We start from the raw sequence: 14,901 nt of genomic DNA, 5'->3' as shown, positions 1-14,901 counted from the left end.
GAGCAGGCGATGGTAGTACACAACAAGAAGCCGCCGCGATAGTTAATATTCGCGGCGGCTTCTTGTTTTAAACTTACTCTGATCAAGCCCGTGCTTAATTCTGTTTCAGCCTACATTTAGGGCGGGAATAATATTAGGGTCAGACTCCTGGCCGGGGATCGCTGCCGGTGAGGCCAGCCCGAGGTTGTTCTTTTCGAACACCCGGTCAGCGCGATAGCTTGAACGAACCAGCGGGCCAGAAGGCACTTCCATAAAGCCTTTTTCAAGCCCTAGCACACGGTAGCGATCAAACTCTTCAGGGCTTACCCAGCGCTCAACCGGCAGGTGGTTTTTCGTGGGGCGCAGATACTGGCCGAGTGTCACAATATCGACACCAATTTCACGAAGATCATCAAATGTTTGCAGGATCTCCTCATCGGTTTCGCCAAGGCCCAGCATAATACTGGTTTTGGTAATGACATCGGGGTGATGCTTTTTCGCGTAGGCCAAAACGTCGAGTGTTTTACGATAGCCTGCACGGGGGTCGCGAACCCGGCTGGTCAGGCGTTCAACGGTTTCGACATTCTGCGCAAACACTTCAAGGCCCGAATCCACAACGCTCTCAATGGCTGCGTGTTCACCATCGAAATCAGGCGTCAGCGCTTCAACGACCACGTCTGGTGTACGCGCTTTAATAGCACGGATACAGCTTGCGTAATGGCTCGCACCGCCATCGTCCAGATCATCGCGATCAACCGATGTTAGGACGATATAGCGAAGCCCCATTAATTCGACGGACTTGGCGGTGTTTTCAGGCTCTTCGTGGTCCAGCCAGCCTTTGGGGTTGCCCGTATCAACGGCGCAGAAACGGCATGCGCGGGTACACACAGACCCCATCAGCATGATGGTGGCAGTTCCATTGCTCCAACACTCGCCCATGTTAGGGCAGTGTGATTCAGCACAGACGGTACTTAGACGATGCTCAGAGACATTGCGCTTAACGGCTTCAAAGCGCTCGCCACCGGGAATTTGAGCGCGCAGCCATTTGGGCTTGCGTTCAAGAGACGGGGTTTCAGCCTGCGCGCTGCGCACCTTCATGCCATCCTTGATCGCCGTTGTGCCGTGTTCATTACGGAATTTCTGGCCGCTGGGTACACGCTGTGTGGGGTTGTTGCTCATAGGAATAGAGCCTCTCTACTGTGCGGCAGGCAAGGCTTATCATAGAAACGTAAGCGCTTGCCCCCCAATCATGCCGATTAATACGTTGCCAATTAACAGATTACTAATTAATACATAGGTAGTAGGTGTAATGTAACATATCTGGTGATTAACAAGACACCGTCAACTTAGCTTACAGGCATGGGCAAACAGGCAACACCGTGGCTTGGTAAGGGGCTAGGAGATGCTGCAAAGTAGTCTTGATACTCAGTGACATGCTCGCGAATAAACCGCATGAAAAGCTCAGCCACAGGTGTGGGAAAGCGCTCAAGGCGATAAACCGTGCACCATGCGCGGCGGATGGGAAAATCCGGTAGCGGCAGTTCAAACAAAAGACCCTGCTCAAGCTCTAGCTGCACGGCAAGCCGTGGCAGCACGGCCACGCCTAAATGCGCCATAACCCCTTGTTTGATGGCTTCGTTAGTACCGAGCTCAATACGGTGCGGCAGCGCGACTTTTTGATAAGCAGCAAGCTGTTCAAAGGCATTGCGCACGCCGGAGCCTGGTTCGCGCATTAACGCATAGTGGCGGGAAAAATCAGCCAGAGTAGGCGTCAGCATGGCGAGTAAAGGGTGGTCAGGCCATACCACTGCTATTAGTTCATTATCGATGATGGGCGTCACGACTAAGCGATCATCCTCGGGCACCATGGCCATAATCACCAGGTCATCCTGCTGTTCGGCCAAGCGCTCAAGGGCCTGGCTGCGGTTACACACCTTTAAGCGCACATGAATATCAGGGTAGCTTGCGCGAAAGCGGGCCAGTATATACGGCACGATGTATTGCGCTGACGACACGGCGGCCAGGTTGAGCTCCCCGGAAATTTTTCCATTGATGTCTGACAGGTTCATCTGCAACCGGGAGAGCTGGCTAAAGATTTCTCTTGTTGATAGCGCCAGCGTATCGGCGGCAGGCAGCACATGCAGCGTTTTTCCCGCATATTTAAACAGCGGCTGGCCAAGTGCCTGCTCCAGTTGGCGTATCTGAGCGCTGACGGCGGGTTGGGTAAGCCCTAGCTGTTCTGCTGCGCGTGAGTAAGAGCGTTGGCGATATACCGCCTGGAAGACTTGTAATTGACGAAACGTTAGGCGATTGAGCAGCTTAGGGGATGACATAACAACCTCAAGAGAATTGCCCTCCGGCGGCGAATAAGATGGCGAGCGCGACGAATTACTAACGCTGCCTAAAATGCTACCACTGTTTACGCCTGCCGTGTCGCTAGTTTGCAGCGCTTGCGGTAAATCAGTGGTGCTACCCATCGACGTCTGTTGAGAAGTGGCTTAAGCTATATTGCATCGCAGCATCATGGTTTTTAGGTTGATCGCCAGCGCATTCACCCTAGGGAGACTCTATGAATTTTCTCGCCAACCCTTTGCTTACCGCTAACTCGTTAACACGTACCTTTTGGGGGCAGTCAAACGACTCCTCCACGCTGCTACCGGGCAGTGAGACGCTGTCCTCTTTCATGGACCCCTTTGGGTTTGGGCGTGCCGCGGCCGATTACTGGCGAGATAGCGTTGAGCGTAGCGTGCTCTATTGGGATGTAATGCGCGAGCGTGGCAACCAGTATCTGGAGCACATGGAACAAACCAAGCCGAGTGTGCTTGGGTTTAAAACCGAAGTGCTGCTTGATGGTCGCACGCTTGCCCAGCCGACCAACTATGAATTGCTGCGTGTATTGCCCCCTGAAGATACCGTCACTGACCCCCGCAAGCGCCCGTTCGTGGTGGTTGACCCGCGTGCAGGGCACGGTCCTGGTATTGGTGGCTTTAAGCCTGACAGTGAGTTAGGCGTGGCGTTAAAAGCAGGGCACCCTTGTTACTTTATCGGCTTCTTGCCCTACCCTGAACCGGGGCAAACGGTTGAGGACGTTGTCGAGGCAGAAGTTGCTTTTCTACGCCATGTGATTGAGCTGCATCCTGATATAAGCGAAAAGCCCATGGTGGTAGGCAATTGCCAAGCGGGCTGGCAGTTGATGATGGCGGCCGCACTTGAGCCGGACGTTTTTGGGCCTATCTTGATCGCGGGGGCGCCGCTCTCTTACTGGGCGGGGGAGCATGGCAATGCGCCCATGCGTTATACCGGCGGCATGACGGGGGGGAGCTGGATCACCGCATTCACCAGTGATATGGGTAACGACTTATTCGATGGCGCTTGGTTGGTGCAAAACTTTGAGCGCTTGAATCCTGCCAATACGTACTGGAAAAAGCAGTACCACCTGTACGCTAACATCGACACAGAAACTGAGCGTTATCTTGATTTTGAGCGCTGGTGGGGCGGGCACGTGGTTCTGGGTGGCGAAGAAATCCAGTACATCGTCGATAATTTATTTGTCGGTAACCGGCTGTCGACGGCCCAACTGGTAACCCGTGACGGGCGGCGGATTGATCTGCGTAATCTACGTTCACCGGTGGTGGTGTTCTGTTCGCGTGGTGACGACATTACCCCGCCCCCTCAGGCGCTGGGCTGGATCCGTGATTTATACGAAGATACCGACGATATCATCGCCAACGACCAAACCATCGTCTACTGCATGCATGATACGACCGGCCATTTGGGGATCTTCGTATCTGGCAGCGTATCCCGCAAAGAGCACTCTGAATTTACTGCCAATATGGACTACATCGATGTGCTGCCGCCGGGGCTGTATGAAACCTCGGTTACCGAGGCGCCAGAGGGTAGTGATGCCGCGCTGTATGAGCGTGACTACTTATTGGAATTTACGCCGCGTAACTTTGAAGAGCTGGATCGTGAAGTACATCATGATGCGGACGATGATCGGCGTTTCGCGACGGTTGCCCGAATTTCCGAGATAAATTTGGGCTTGTATCGTTTGTATGTGCAGCCCTGGTTGCGGGCCATAATGACGCCAGAAGCAGCGCGCTTTATTCGGCGTATGCATCCTATCCGCTTGGGCTACAAGCTGCTGTCGGACCGCAATCCTTTATCTGTCCCCCTGCCGGTAATGGCGGAAGCAATACGCAAGAACCGTCAGGAAATTGGTCCAGACAATCTCTTTAAAGCGCTAGAGACGATGCATTCTGACCAGATCGTCGCCGCCTTGAATGCCTGGCGCGATCTGCGTGATAGCAGTACAGAGCGTCTGTTTATGGATGTCTATGGCCAGCCACTGCTACAGGCGGCTGTCGGACTTTATGGTGATGCGCATGTACACCGCAGGAGGCCGGGCGCTGAGCCTGAGCATCGTCGCTTCCTGGCGCGGCGCCGGGAAGAGTTAGGTGAGCGCATTGCTCAAGGGGGCGCGCATGAAGCGATTATGCGTTCATTAATCTACGTGTTGGGTGGAGCACCCTCCACCGATGAGCGCAACTTCAAGCAGTTACGTGCCACAAGGACGAAGCTTGAGTCAGACATCGAGCTTTGCGAATTCAAGCGGTTGGTGCGCGAGCAATTCTTTATTTTAAAACTTGATCGTGAAAGGGCACTGAATACGCTGCCTGAGTTACTGGCCGGTGAAAGCAACAGTGCGATTGATGGCTATATTAAAAACCTGGAGCTGGTGTTTGCAGCAAGCGGTGAGCTTACTGAGCACGCGGCAGAACGTTTTGTACAGGTAAAAGCGTTGTTTGATAAAGCACGCCCGGCCAAGCCTGCGGTCAAAAAAACGGCCGTCAATAAGGCAACCACGGTTGAGAACCCACCGAGCGAGGCCAAAAAGACCGACACGTCAGTGAGCCAAGGCAAGGCCCCCCGCAAACGTTAATCGGATCCTGATTGAAAAAGAACGCCTCTACTTTACCGTAGGGGCGTTCTGCTTATGAAAGAAATAGTAGGTTGCTGATCTCGTAACGTCAGTCTAGTGTCTAGCTACTTCGGTATAAAAAAGTAAGCTTTTCTCACTACTGTTCGGTTGACACTGGCGCTAAGTGAAGGCCTGGGGTAGGGTAGGCGCATTTTTTCATCCGTATGTTTGTCTCGGCGAGTGAAATAACGCCGCAAACTCAAAACCATGCGGTACCGTATTCAGAGCGCGGGCTCTCGGCCCAAGCAATAGAAAAGTGGAGCACTATGGGCAAGTCACTGGTCATCGTCGAGTCGCCAGCGAAAGCGAAGACGATTAATAAGTATCTCGGCAACGATTTCATCGTCAAGTCGAGCGTGGGTCACATTCGTGACCTGCCGACCAGCGGCTCGGGCAAGGCTGCTTCCGACCCCAAGGAGCGCACTCGCCAAGCCGCGGCAACACGTAAAATGTCGGCGGAAGAGAAGGCAGAGTATAAAAAGCGCAAGAGCCACGATCAGTTAATTCGGCGTATGGGTATTGATCCCAACAACGGCTGGGAAGCCCAGTATGAAGTGTTGCCGGGCAAAGAAAAGGTAGTGGCTGAGTTAAAGAAGCTTGCTGAAAAGGCAGACGCCGTTTATCTGGCAACGGATTTGGACCGCGAAGGGGAAGCCATTGCTTGGCACTTGCGGGAAACCATTGGCGGAGACGACAGCCGTTATAAGCGTGTGGTCTTTAACGAAATTACTAAAAATGCGATTCAGGATGCGTTTAAAGCCCCTGGTGCGCTCAATATTCCTCGTGTAGAAGCTCAGCAGGCACGGCGGTTCTTGGACCGCGTGGTGGGCTTTATGCTGTCGCCGCTGCTGTGGGCCAAAGTGGCCCGTGGTCTCTCCGCTGGCCGCGTTCAATCTGTCGCAGTGCGCCTTATTGTTGAGCGCGAGCGGGATATTCGCGCGTTTATCCCTGAGGAATTTTGGGATGTGCACGCGGATTTAGTCTCACCAGACGGCGAACTGGTACGCTTTGCGCTCGCCAAGCAGGATGGCAAGGCGTTCAAGCCAACGTCTGAGCAAGACACGATGTCGCGTATTGCGGCGTTGCGCAATGCAAAGCTTGCGATTACCTCGCGCGAAGATAAGCCGACCAGCTCCAAACCAACGGCGCCGTTTATTACCTCTACGCTGCAGCAGGCGGCCAGTGGGCGCCTGGGCTTCTCGGTCAAGAAAACCATGACCATGGCCCAGCGGTTGTATGAAGCGGGCTATATCACCTATATGCGTACCGACTCCACCAACCTCTCGAAAGATGCGGTTGAAAGTGCGCGTGAGTTTATTGGCAGCGAGTACGGCGAGCGCTACCTGCCCGAGGCGCCCAATCGCTATAGCAGCAAAGAGAGCGCTCAGGAAGCTCACGAAGCGATTCGCCCATCCAGCGTTGAGCGCAAGGCAACCGATTTAGTGGGTATGGAACGCGATGCTGAGCGTTTGTATGAGTTGATCTGGCGTCAGTTCGTCGCCTGCCAGATGACGCCGGCCGAATATCTGTCGAGCACATTGAGCGTTGAAGTGGATGGCTACGACCTACGCGCTAAAGGACGTGTTCTGAAGTTTGACGGCTATACGCGGGTCATGAAGCCGAGCGGTAAAAATGAAGACCAGACGCTGCCCGATTTGCCCAAAGGCACGCCGATGGCGATGGAAACGCTGGACCCTCAGCAGCACTTTACCAAGCCCCCGGCGCGTTATACCGAGGCAAGCTTGGTTAAAGAGCTTGAAAAACAAGGGATTGGTCGTCCTTCTACCTACGCGTCGATAATTTCGACGATCCAGGATCGCGGCTACGTGCAGTTGGAAAATCGGCGTTTTTATGCCGAGAAACTGGGGGATATCGTTACCGAGCGCCTGAAAGAGTCGTTTCCTGACTTGATGGACTTCTCTTTTACCGCACGTATGGAAGATAGCCTGGATGAGGTCGCTGAAGGCGAACGCAACTGGCGAGCGCTACTCGATGCCTTCTATGGTGAATTTCGTGAAGAGCTTGCCAAGGCAGAAAGCGATGACGGGATGCGCCCCAACCAGCCCGTGCCAACCGATATTGACTGCCCCTCGTGTGGCCGCAAGATGCAGATTCGTACTGCATCTACCGGCGTATTTTTAGGTTGCAGTGGCTATAACCTGCCACCCAAAGAGCGCTGCAAAACCACGATCGATTTGATTCCGGGTGAGGAAGCCGTGGCGGCAGATGCCGGTGAAGAGGCCGAAACCAACGCCTTGCGTGCCAAGCATCGGTGCGATAAGTGCGGCACGGCAATGGATAACTACCTGATTGATGAAACCCGCAAGCTGCATATCTGCGGTAATAGCCCTGACTGTGATGGTTATGAGATAGAGCAGGGCAAGTTCAAGATCAAAGGCTACGACGGCCCGGTTATCGAATGCGATAAGTGCGGTTCACAAATGCAGCTTAAGTCCGGCCGCTTTGGCAAGTACTTTGGCTGTACCAACAGCGAGTGTAAAAACACTCGTAAGCTTTTGAAAAGTGGTGAAGTGGCGCCGCCCAAGATGGACCCGATTCCGATGCCGGAACTTGTCTGTCAGAAAGTGGATGACCACTACGTATTGCGCGATGGGGCAAGCGGCCTGTTTTTAGCGGCCAGTAAATTCCCCAAAAATCGTGAAACGCGTCCGCCGTTGGTGAAGGAGCTGAAAGCTCATGCTGACGAGCTGCCTGAGAAGTATCACTTCATTCTCAAAGCGCCCAGCGAAGACCCGGACGGCCGTCCAACTCAAATTCGTTTTTCGCGTAAAAGCAAAGAGCAGTACGTGATGACCGATGAAGAAGGCAAAGCCACGGGGTGGAAAGCAACGTTTGATGCAGGCAAATGGCACGTAGAGGACAAGCGTAAATGAGCGACCGCTCCCGTACTAATCAACTGCTCTATCAGGCCGAGCTGCTGGTAAGTATGCCTGTTGGTGAGGACGAGCATGCGATCGCTCGTCAGATGGCGCTCGAAGAGAGCGCCTTGGCCCTGTTTGAACTGGCGTTATGTTCGCTGCTGAAAGAAGTCACCGAACATGCTCGTCTGGAAAACCATGCCTGGCGTGAGTTATTAGCCCTTGATGGTCCGCCCATGGCAGAGCTTCAGCGGTTGCGCGATGTGAGGCGCGAGCCGGGTAGTTGGCTAAACTGGCTGGCGTTCAAATTAGAGCAGTTGCACAGCAGCGACGGGGCTGCACGACGCACCGTCACTAATCCCGCCATGATCGCCATGGGGAGTCAGAAACGCCTGGGAGAGCAATTGCTTGATTACATAAGCGATGCCAAGCAGGAAATAGCCGCCCTAAGGGAGACAAGCCAGGAGTGGTAAGCTGCCACATGACGAATCTATCCTGACCGGCTACGCTCATAAAGCAGCATACTGTTGCCGAGATGATAGAACGACTGAAAAGGAGACACGGATGCGCTACAACCAGGTCAAGGACTTAGTCGTATGGGCGGAAGGTTTTCACCAGCGTATGGCTCGTCAGTACAGCGAGGCGGCCGATAGGACAGATAATGAGCGTTTGACCATGGTGCTGACTTATCTAGCCAGCCGAGAGCTTCGAATGCAGCAGGGGCTTGATGACTTGTTTCACGACGGTTCTGATCATAGAGATGTGTTGGAGACCTGGTTTGATGAGTCAAGTGAGTTTCCTCAGCCGCCTGAGCTTGAGCGCCTTACGGAAAAGTCTGAATGGAATTCAGTCGATGAAATAGCGCGCATGGCTGTTGAGTCCAATCGAAAGCTTCAAGCGCTCTATGAGCATCGCGCTTCCAGAGCCGCTATACCGCCAGAAGCAGAGTTTTTTAATGCGCTGGCAGAGGGGCACGAAGCAGAAATTCGTAAGCTGGTCAGCAGTATGCAAAAGTTTGACGATATTTAGCGCTGCGTTGAATAGCGTTTCATTGGCAGGGCTTGGCGTGTCCACATGGTTAAATTGTTCTCAAAATCGCTGACAGACGCGGTGTATATAAGGTATAACACCTTCAAGAAATGCTTAGTTGGCCAGTGCTGAGCTAACCTGTTTTTGAGAGCTAACCTATGCCTTTAAACCGTCGCCGCTTTTTAGCGCTGGCGCTTGGCTGGCCAGTAGTGGCCAGCGCTGCTACGTCAAATGCTACGCTAAACTCACAGCCGATAGACCTGGTTGAGACGTTACTGTCTCGGGCTCATTTGCCCCGCTACAGCAACGAAGTATGGTTATTGATAAATGATCAAGAATCTACACTTAGCGTGTATCGTGGCGATACGCTGGTTGAGCTTTTTAGCCCGGTTTCGCTGGGTCGCTCAGGTGCGAAAACGCAGCGGGTAATGGGGGATAACGTTACGCCGCTGGGCGAATTTCGTATTAATCGTTTTAATTACGAAAGTCGATGGCATATCTTTATTGGTATCGATTATCCTACGCCGGCCCATGCGCGGATGGCGTTAGAAAATGGCATATACTCGCAACGCGATTATGAAGCCTATTTCGACTATTACCGCCGTTATGGCCATCCTCCGCAAAATACGGCGCTGGGTGGAGCCATTGGTGTTCATGGTATCGGCAGTGCAGACCCTGATGTTCATAGCCGTTACCACTGGACTCAAGGGTGCGTGGCGGTAACAAATGAGCAAATTGAGCGAGTTGTGCAGCTTGTTGATATTGGCACTCGCGTCGTGATCGGCTAGTCTTATGTTGTTGAAGGAAGTAAGAGGTTTTCTACAAGTGGCTATAGACAAGCGTTGTGGTCTATTATAAAACAGCGTTTGACTAGCGTGCTCATGCACAAGTCACTGAAAAGAACCTGCACCGCAGGTAGACAAAGCGCAGCTAAGCAATTAGCCTAGGTTTGTCATACCCTTAACGTTGTACCCAAGGAAGACTCAAGGAGAACATTATGACTTTGAAAACGACTCTGAAAATGACCGCCGCTGCCGCTTCTCTGGCAATCCTGGCTGGCTGTGCTTCTACCAGCGCTCTGGAAGAAGTTCGCATGACTGCTGAATCTGCACAGGCTGATGCCGCAGAAGCACGCAGCATGGCTTCACAAGCTCTGAACACTGCAAACCAGGCACAGCGTGACGCGAATGCTGCACTGCAGATGACTGAGCAAAACCGTGAAGAAATGAACCGCATGTTCCAGCGCTCCATGCAGAAGTAATTCTGCTTGGACCACTGGGTTGATGTTTGACTCAGCGGTTGCTGAAGATGTAAAAAAAACCCCGCCTCGGCGGGGTTTTTTTATTGCTTGTCTATTTTAGGTTAAGCATCTTCTTCAGCCGCTCGTAGGTGGCTAAGTTCTATCTCCTCCAGCAGGCTGTTACGGCTGGCAGGCTCCTCTTCTACGGTTGGCTGTGCCTGAGGGCCATAAAGGGCTACAAAACGGCCGTCAGGTGATTCTACGGCGCTTTTTACTTTGGCATAGTCGACAGCTACCTGGTCCTCCGTTAGCGCATCAACGCGATCAATGGCATCCAGGAGCGGTTCAAAGTCACCCACGTTCTCTTCAAGCTGCGGGTAGGACTGCACAAACAGCGTGCCATCCGCTGCCCAGCCAGCTTTAAAAGGCGCATCCATCAGGTTTACTTGGGTGCCGCTTGGCAGGCGCTCGTAGAGTGACTTAATGTCTTCAGGGTACATGCGAATGCAACCGCGGCTGGCGCGCATGCCAACGCCATCAGGGCGGTTGGTGCCATGAATCAAGTAGCTCGGCATGGCAAGCAGGATGGCATGCTCGCCCAAAGGGTTGTTCGGCCCAGCAGGCACTACGGAGGGCGCTGGCTCGCCGCGAGCGGCCGCTTCACGACGCATGGAGGCAGGAGGAGCCCACGCCGGGTCTTTTACTTTAATGGTCGTGCGTGTAATGCCAACGGGGGTTGCAAACTCTTCACGGCCCACACTCACTGGATACGTTTCAACGATGCCCGGGTTGTCGGCAGGGTAGTAATACAGGCGCAGCTCGGAAAGGTTAACAACAACCCCTTCACGTGGTGCAGGCGGTAAAATATATTGGGCGGGAATAACGATTTCCGTTCCTTCGCCAGGCACCCACATGCTGACGCCGGGGTTGGCCATGCGAATTTCTTCGTAGCCGATATTATGACGACGAGCGATATCAATGAGAGTCTCAGCGGGGTCGTCAACCGTGATGGTATACGACTCACCGATAATGTCGCCTTGGTCAGGGAGTCGGAAATGCCCGCGGGGTAGTTCACGCGTGTCGGCAACCTGCTCAGCGCTTGCCACGGATTCATCGGCGATCGCAGGTGCGCTTTCCGCTTGTTCAGATGCGGTTTGCGCATAAGCAGGGCCAGTGAGGGAAGCTGCCAACAATACTGCCAGGCTAGTAGGACCCCAAAGGTTGAATTTGTGACGAATGTTCATGATCTTTCCTAATAAGTTAGTGCACTGCTAGTACGCGTAAACGGGCAAACAATGGTTGCTTGCCGTCAGTTTGCCCCAAGGTTCACGCCGCCGCTACTTTTTGATTAAGGGTCGTTATAAGTGCTTCAACTTGCTCGAAACGCTGATCACTGTTTTCCATGGTAAATTCAAACCGCAAGGTGTCTGAACCATCCAGGCGATAGTGCTTGGGCGATGTTTGAATCAACGTAACCAGGGTGAGTGGGTCGACCTTCGTTGTACCATCAAACAGCACCCGGCCACGGCTTTCGCCTGCTTCAATACGGCTAATACCCAGCTGCTCTGCGCGTTGGCGTAGCTTTGTTTGACGTATCAGGTTCTTCAGCGGCTGTGGCAGGAGGCCGAAGCGGTCAATGAGCTCGACCTGTAGTTCTTTAAGCTCACTATCGCTTTGTGTATTGGCAATGCGCTTATACATAACAAGCCGCTGCTGTACATCATGAATATAGTCCTCTGGAATCAGTGCGGGCAGGTTCAGGCTAATTTCTACGCCAGTATTGAAGGGCGCCTCAATATTAGGTGTTTTGCCAGCACGAATTGCTTTCACTGCTCGATCCAGCATTTCCATATAAAGAGTATAGCCAATAGTTTCCATTTGGCCGCTTTGTTCATCTCCTAGTAGCTCACCTGCGCCACGAATTTCCATGTCGTGGCTTGCCAGAGTAAACCCAGCGCCAAGGTCATCAGAGGCGCTTATAGCCTCAAGGCGTTTAACCGCATCGCGCGTGATGGCCTTGGGGGGAGGCGTAAGCAGGTAAGCATAGGCCTGGTGGTGGCTGCGGCCGACGCGCCCCCGTAGTTGGTGCAGCTGCGCCAGACCAAACTTATCGGCTCGTTCTATGAGAATGGTATTGGCGCTGGGTACGTCAATGCCGGTTTCAATGATCGTTGAGCATACCAAGACATTAAAACGGCGATGGTAAAAGTCCGACATTACGCGTTCAAGGCTGCGTTCAGGGAGCTGGCCATGCGCCACGGCTACGCGAGCTTCTGGCACCAGCTCGCGGATCTGTTGAGCCGCGTTTTCAATCGTCTTTACTTCGTTGTGAAGGAAGTAGACCTGACCGCCGCGAAGTATTTCCCGTAGTAGGGCTTCTTTGATAATGCTGTTATCACGCTGCTGTACAAATGTTTTAACTGACAGGCGGCGAGCGGGCGGTGTCGCAATAATAGAGAGATCCCGAATGCCGCTCATCGCCATATTGAGTGTACGCGGGATGGGGGTGGCAGTGAGGGTTAGGATATCAATCTCTGCACGCAGGGTTTTGAGCTTTTCTTTCTGCGCGACGCCAAAGCGGTGCTCTTCATCGATAATTAGTAGACCCATTTGAGGTAGCTCAACACTTTTGGAGAGCAGCTTATGGGTGCCAATCACGATATCGGTTTGACCGTTTTTGATGCTTTCGAGCGTCTGGGTCATCTCTTTGCCCGCCGTAAAGCGCGAGATCAAACGGATATTGACGGCCGTATCGGCAAAGCGGTCACGGAAGTTTTCAAAGTGCTGGCGGGCGAGCAGCGTGGTCGGCACGAGAACGACGACCTGGCGACCTGACTGCACGGCCAGAAACGCGGCACGCATGGCCACTTCGGTTTTACCAAACCCAACATCACCACATACCACGCGGTCCATGGGCTGCGGAGAAACCATGTCCTCAATGACGGCTTCAATGGCCGCTTGTTGATCAGGCGTTTCTTCAAACGGAAAGCTAGCGGAAAAGCGCACGTACTCATCGTTTGGCGCTTCATAGACAACCCCTTGCTGGGCTTCTCGTCTTGCGTAAACATCCAGCAATTCAGCGGCAGTATCGCGAATCTTTTCGGCCGCTTTACGGCGCGCCTTTTCCCACTGATCAGAACCCAGCTTATGCAGCGGTGCCAGCTCATCATCAGCGCCGCTGTAGCGTGAAATAAGGTGAAGGCTGTCAACGGGTACATAAAGCTTGGCGCCATCGGCGTAAGAGAGGGCTAGAAATTCGTTGGCTTGCCCGCCGGCCGCGAGGGTTTCTAGCCCCAGGTAACGTCCTACCCCATGCGCCTGATGAACAACGGGTGCTCCTTCGCGAAGTTCTGAAAGGTGGCGAACCGCCAATTCATTGTCATCTGTGGCTTTTTCACGCCGTCGGCTTTGGCGGACGACTTCGCCGAACAGTTCCGTTTCGCTAATAATGGCAAGGCTAGGGTCAGTAAGCCATAAGCCGCTATCTACCAGGCTTTCCGTGATCGCGAAGGGGTGTTGGCTTTTAAGAAATGACTGAAAGCTATCAACATAAGGCAGTGACAGGGTGAGCGGTGCAAGCACTTCCTCTAATGCTTCGCGACGCCCGCGTGACTCAGCGACAAACAGGACCCGCGTATCAGGTTCGTTATTTAAAAAAACTTCCAATTCGCTCAGCGGCTGTTTGGCGCGTGCATTGATGGCCAGCGGCGGAAGCGCTTTTGCTTCCGGCATTAAGGCATGGCGATGCGCTTCGTCTTCAGTGAGTTCAATGCGAGGGCGTGATTTGATCGCTGAAAAGACATCGTTAACCGGGAAAAATGCCCGGCCAGGCGGCAGTAGTGGGCGGGTAGGGTCAACGCCCAGGTTGATGTAGCGTGCCTCAATGGATTGCCAGTGTTGTTCGGCGGCCTGAAAAACGCCGGGTAGCAGTGCCACCCGCGTATCATCGGTTACGTGATCAAATAAAGACGCCGTTTCGTCAAAAAATAGCGGCAAATAGTGCTCGAGCCCAGGCGAGGGGATGGCTTTAAGAGCGTCGTTATAGAGCGGGCACTGGCGAGGGTCGACATCGAACAGGGTTTCAAATTGCTCGCGAAAGCAGGCGATTGCGCTGCGGCTAAGCGAGTACTCATGGGCAGGAAGTAGTTCCAACGTGTCTATCTTGTCCGTGGAGCGTTGACTGCCAGGGTCGAAATGACGGAGTGTGTCGATCTCATCATCAAATAAGTCGATACGAATCGGCTCATCCATTCCCATCGCAAAAAGATCGATTAGTGCGCCGCGTATGGCGTATTCGCCAGGCTCGTACACGGTTTCAACGGCGCGATATCCTGCCCGGGTAAGCGACTCCCTAAAGGTATCCCGATTAAGCTTGGCGCCTGCGTTCAGCGTCATCACGCGTCCCGCGATATACGAGACGGGGGGAAGGCGCTGCATTAATGTATTAATAGGCACCAATACAATGCCGCGTACACCGTCTTGTAGCTGGCGTAATGTGCGCAAGCGTGCTGAGACGATATCCTGATGCGGAGAAAAACTGTCGTAGGGGAGGGTTTCCCAATCAGGGAATGGCAGTACAGGGACATCGCTGTAGAACGCAAGGTCTTGTTCCAGGCGTTGAGCGCTGGCCGTGTTGGGGGTAATTACCAGCAGCGGGGCGCTAGAAGCTACCTGGGCTAACGCCAGTGCAGACGCACTACCCGGGGGCGCGGTCCAGAAAAGCGTGTCGCGGGCCCCGTGTGGCTGAGGCGGTTCGAGCAGAGAGAATGAGGGCATAGTCAGGTCATTTTGCG

The 14,901-nt window shown here is 53.5% G+C and carries 10 protein-coding genes; 6 read left to right on the top strand and 4 right to left on the bottom strand.

Features of this window, described 5'->3' with window-relative positions:
* Positions 1-105: 105 nt before the first annotated feature.
* Together lipA and ACT3TC_RS12720 are read right to left on the bottom strand one after the other, a co-directional pair.
* The gene (lipA, locus tag ACT3TC_RS12725) at positions 106-1,158 is read right to left on the bottom strand and encodes a lipoyl synthase (RefSeq protein ID WP_444640280.1); all 1,053 of its coding nucleotides are present in this window, start codon (positions 1,156-1,158) and stop codon (positions 106-108) included.
* Positions 1,159-1,325: 167 nt separating this feature from the next.
* Positions 1,326-2,312, bottom strand: a complete 987-nt coding sequence (locus tag ACT3TC_RS12720; protein ID WP_444640279.1) for a LysR family transcriptional regulator — start codon at positions 2,310-2,312, stop codon at positions 1,326-1,328.
* Positions 2,313-2,548: 236 nt separating this feature from the next.
* On the opposite strand from ACT3TC_RS12720, the gene ACT3TC_RS12715 reads away from it, so the two are divergent.
* The 6 genes from ACT3TC_RS12715 (at position 2,549) to ACT3TC_RS12690 (ending at position 10,129) form a co-directional block, all read left to right on the top strand.
* A complete protein-coding gene (locus tag ACT3TC_RS12715) occupies positions 2,549-4,921 on the top strand; it encodes a DUF3141 domain-containing protein (RefSeq protein ID WP_444640278.1) in 2,373 nt (790 codons plus the stop codon).
* A gap of 305 nt (positions 4,922-5,226) precedes the next feature.
* Positions 5,227-7,854 carry a type I DNA topoisomerase gene (topA, locus tag ACT3TC_RS12710; protein WP_444640277.1) on the top strand — a complete coding sequence of 876 codons (2,628 nt, stop codon included), beginning with the start codon at positions 5,227-5,229 and terminating at the stop codon, positions 7,852-7,854.
* Positions 7,851-8,312 carry a DUF6586 family protein gene (locus ACT3TC_RS12705; protein WP_444640276.1) on the top strand — a complete coding sequence of 154 codons (462 nt, stop codon included), beginning with the start codon at positions 7,851-7,853 and terminating at the stop codon, positions 8,310-8,312. The genes topA and ACT3TC_RS12705 overlap by 4 nt, the downstream gene beginning before the upstream one ends.
* A 91-nt stretch (positions 8,313-8,403) precedes the next feature.
* Complete coding sequence (locus ACT3TC_RS12700) at positions 8,404-8,868, top strand: 2-hydroxyacyl-CoA dehydratase (RefSeq protein ID WP_444640275.1); 465 nt, start codon at positions 8,404-8,406, stop codon at positions 8,866-8,868.
* A gap of 158 nt (positions 8,869-9,026) precedes the next feature.
* Positions 9,027-9,656, top strand: coding sequence for a L,D-transpeptidase family protein (locus tag ACT3TC_RS12695; protein WP_087107518.1), 630 nt, complete (start codon positions 9,027-9,029; stop codon positions 9,654-9,656).
* A gap of 209 nt (positions 9,657-9,865) precedes the next feature.
* On the top strand, positions 9,866-10,129 hold the full coding sequence (locus ACT3TC_RS12690) for an Lpp/OprI family alanine-zipper lipoprotein (protein ID WP_087107516.1): 264 nt from the start codon (positions 9,866-9,868) through the stop codon (positions 10,127-10,129).
* 101 nt (positions 10,130-10,230) lie between these two features.
* Here ACT3TC_RS12690 and ACT3TC_RS12685 read toward each other — a convergent pair whose 3' ends face one another.
* Positions 10,231-11,352, bottom strand: a complete 1,122-nt coding sequence (locus ACT3TC_RS12685; RefSeq protein WP_444640274.1) for a L,D-transpeptidase family protein — start codon at positions 11,350-11,352, stop codon at positions 10,231-10,233.
* An 82-nt stretch (positions 11,353-11,434) separates the two neighbouring features.
* Positions 11,435-14,884 carry a transcription-repair coupling factor gene (gene mfd, locus ACT3TC_RS12680; RefSeq protein ID WP_444640273.1) on the bottom strand — a complete coding sequence of 1,150 codons (3,450 nt, stop codon included), beginning with the start codon at positions 14,882-14,884 and terminating at the stop codon, positions 11,435-11,437.
* Between the last annotated feature and the right edge of the window lie 17 nt (positions 14,885-14,901).

This window comes from Halomonas sp. AOP27-A1-41, assembly GCF_052378605.1.
Lineage (GTDB): Bacteria > Pseudomonadota > Gammaproteobacteria > Pseudomonadales > Halomonadaceae > Vreelandella > Vreelandella citrativorans.
The sequence above is the reverse complement of the archived record's forward strand: the minus strand, read 5'-3'. Positions and strand labels throughout refer to the sequence as shown.

What these genes read in the sequence shown, in the direction of transcription:
- lipA (WP_444640280.1), bottom strand. Translation starts at nt 1,158, where the DNA reads ATGAGCAACAACCCCACACAGCGTGTACCCAGCGGCCAGAAATTCCGT.
- ACT3TC_RS12720 (WP_444640279.1), bottom strand. Translation starts at nt 2,312, where the DNA reads ATGTCATCCCCTAAGCTGCTCAATCGCCTAACGTTTCGTCAATTACAA.
- ACT3TC_RS12715 (WP_444640278.1), top strand. Translation starts at nt 2,549, where the DNA reads ATGAATTTTCTCGCCAACCCTTTGCTTACCGCTAACTCGTTAACACGT.
- topA (WP_444640277.1), top strand. Translation starts at nt 5,227, where the DNA reads ATGGGCAAGTCACTGGTCATCGTCGAGTCGCCAGCGAAAGCGAAGACG.
- ACT3TC_RS12705 (WP_444640276.1), top strand. Translation starts at nt 7,851, where the DNA reads ATGAGCGACCGCTCCCGTACTAATCAACTGCTCTATCAGGCCGAGCTG.
- ACT3TC_RS12700 (WP_444640275.1), top strand. Translation starts at nt 8,404, where the DNA reads ATGCGCTACAACCAGGTCAAGGACTTAGTCGTATGGGCGGAAGGTTTT.
- ACT3TC_RS12695 (WP_087107518.1), top strand. Translation starts at nt 9,027, where the DNA reads ATGCCTTTAAACCGTCGCCGCTTTTTAGCGCTGGCGCTTGGCTGGCCA.
- ACT3TC_RS12690 (WP_087107516.1), top strand. Translation starts at nt 9,866, where the DNA reads ATGACTTTGAAAACGACTCTGAAAATGACCGCCGCTGCCGCTTCTCTG.
- ACT3TC_RS12685 (WP_444640274.1), bottom strand. Translation starts at nt 11,352, where the DNA reads ATGAACATTCGTCACAAATTCAACCTTTGGGGTCCTACTAGCCTGGCA.
- mfd (WP_444640273.1), bottom strand. Translation starts at nt 14,884, where the DNA reads ATGCCCTCATTCTCTCTGCTCGAACCGCCTCAGCCACACGGGGCCCGC.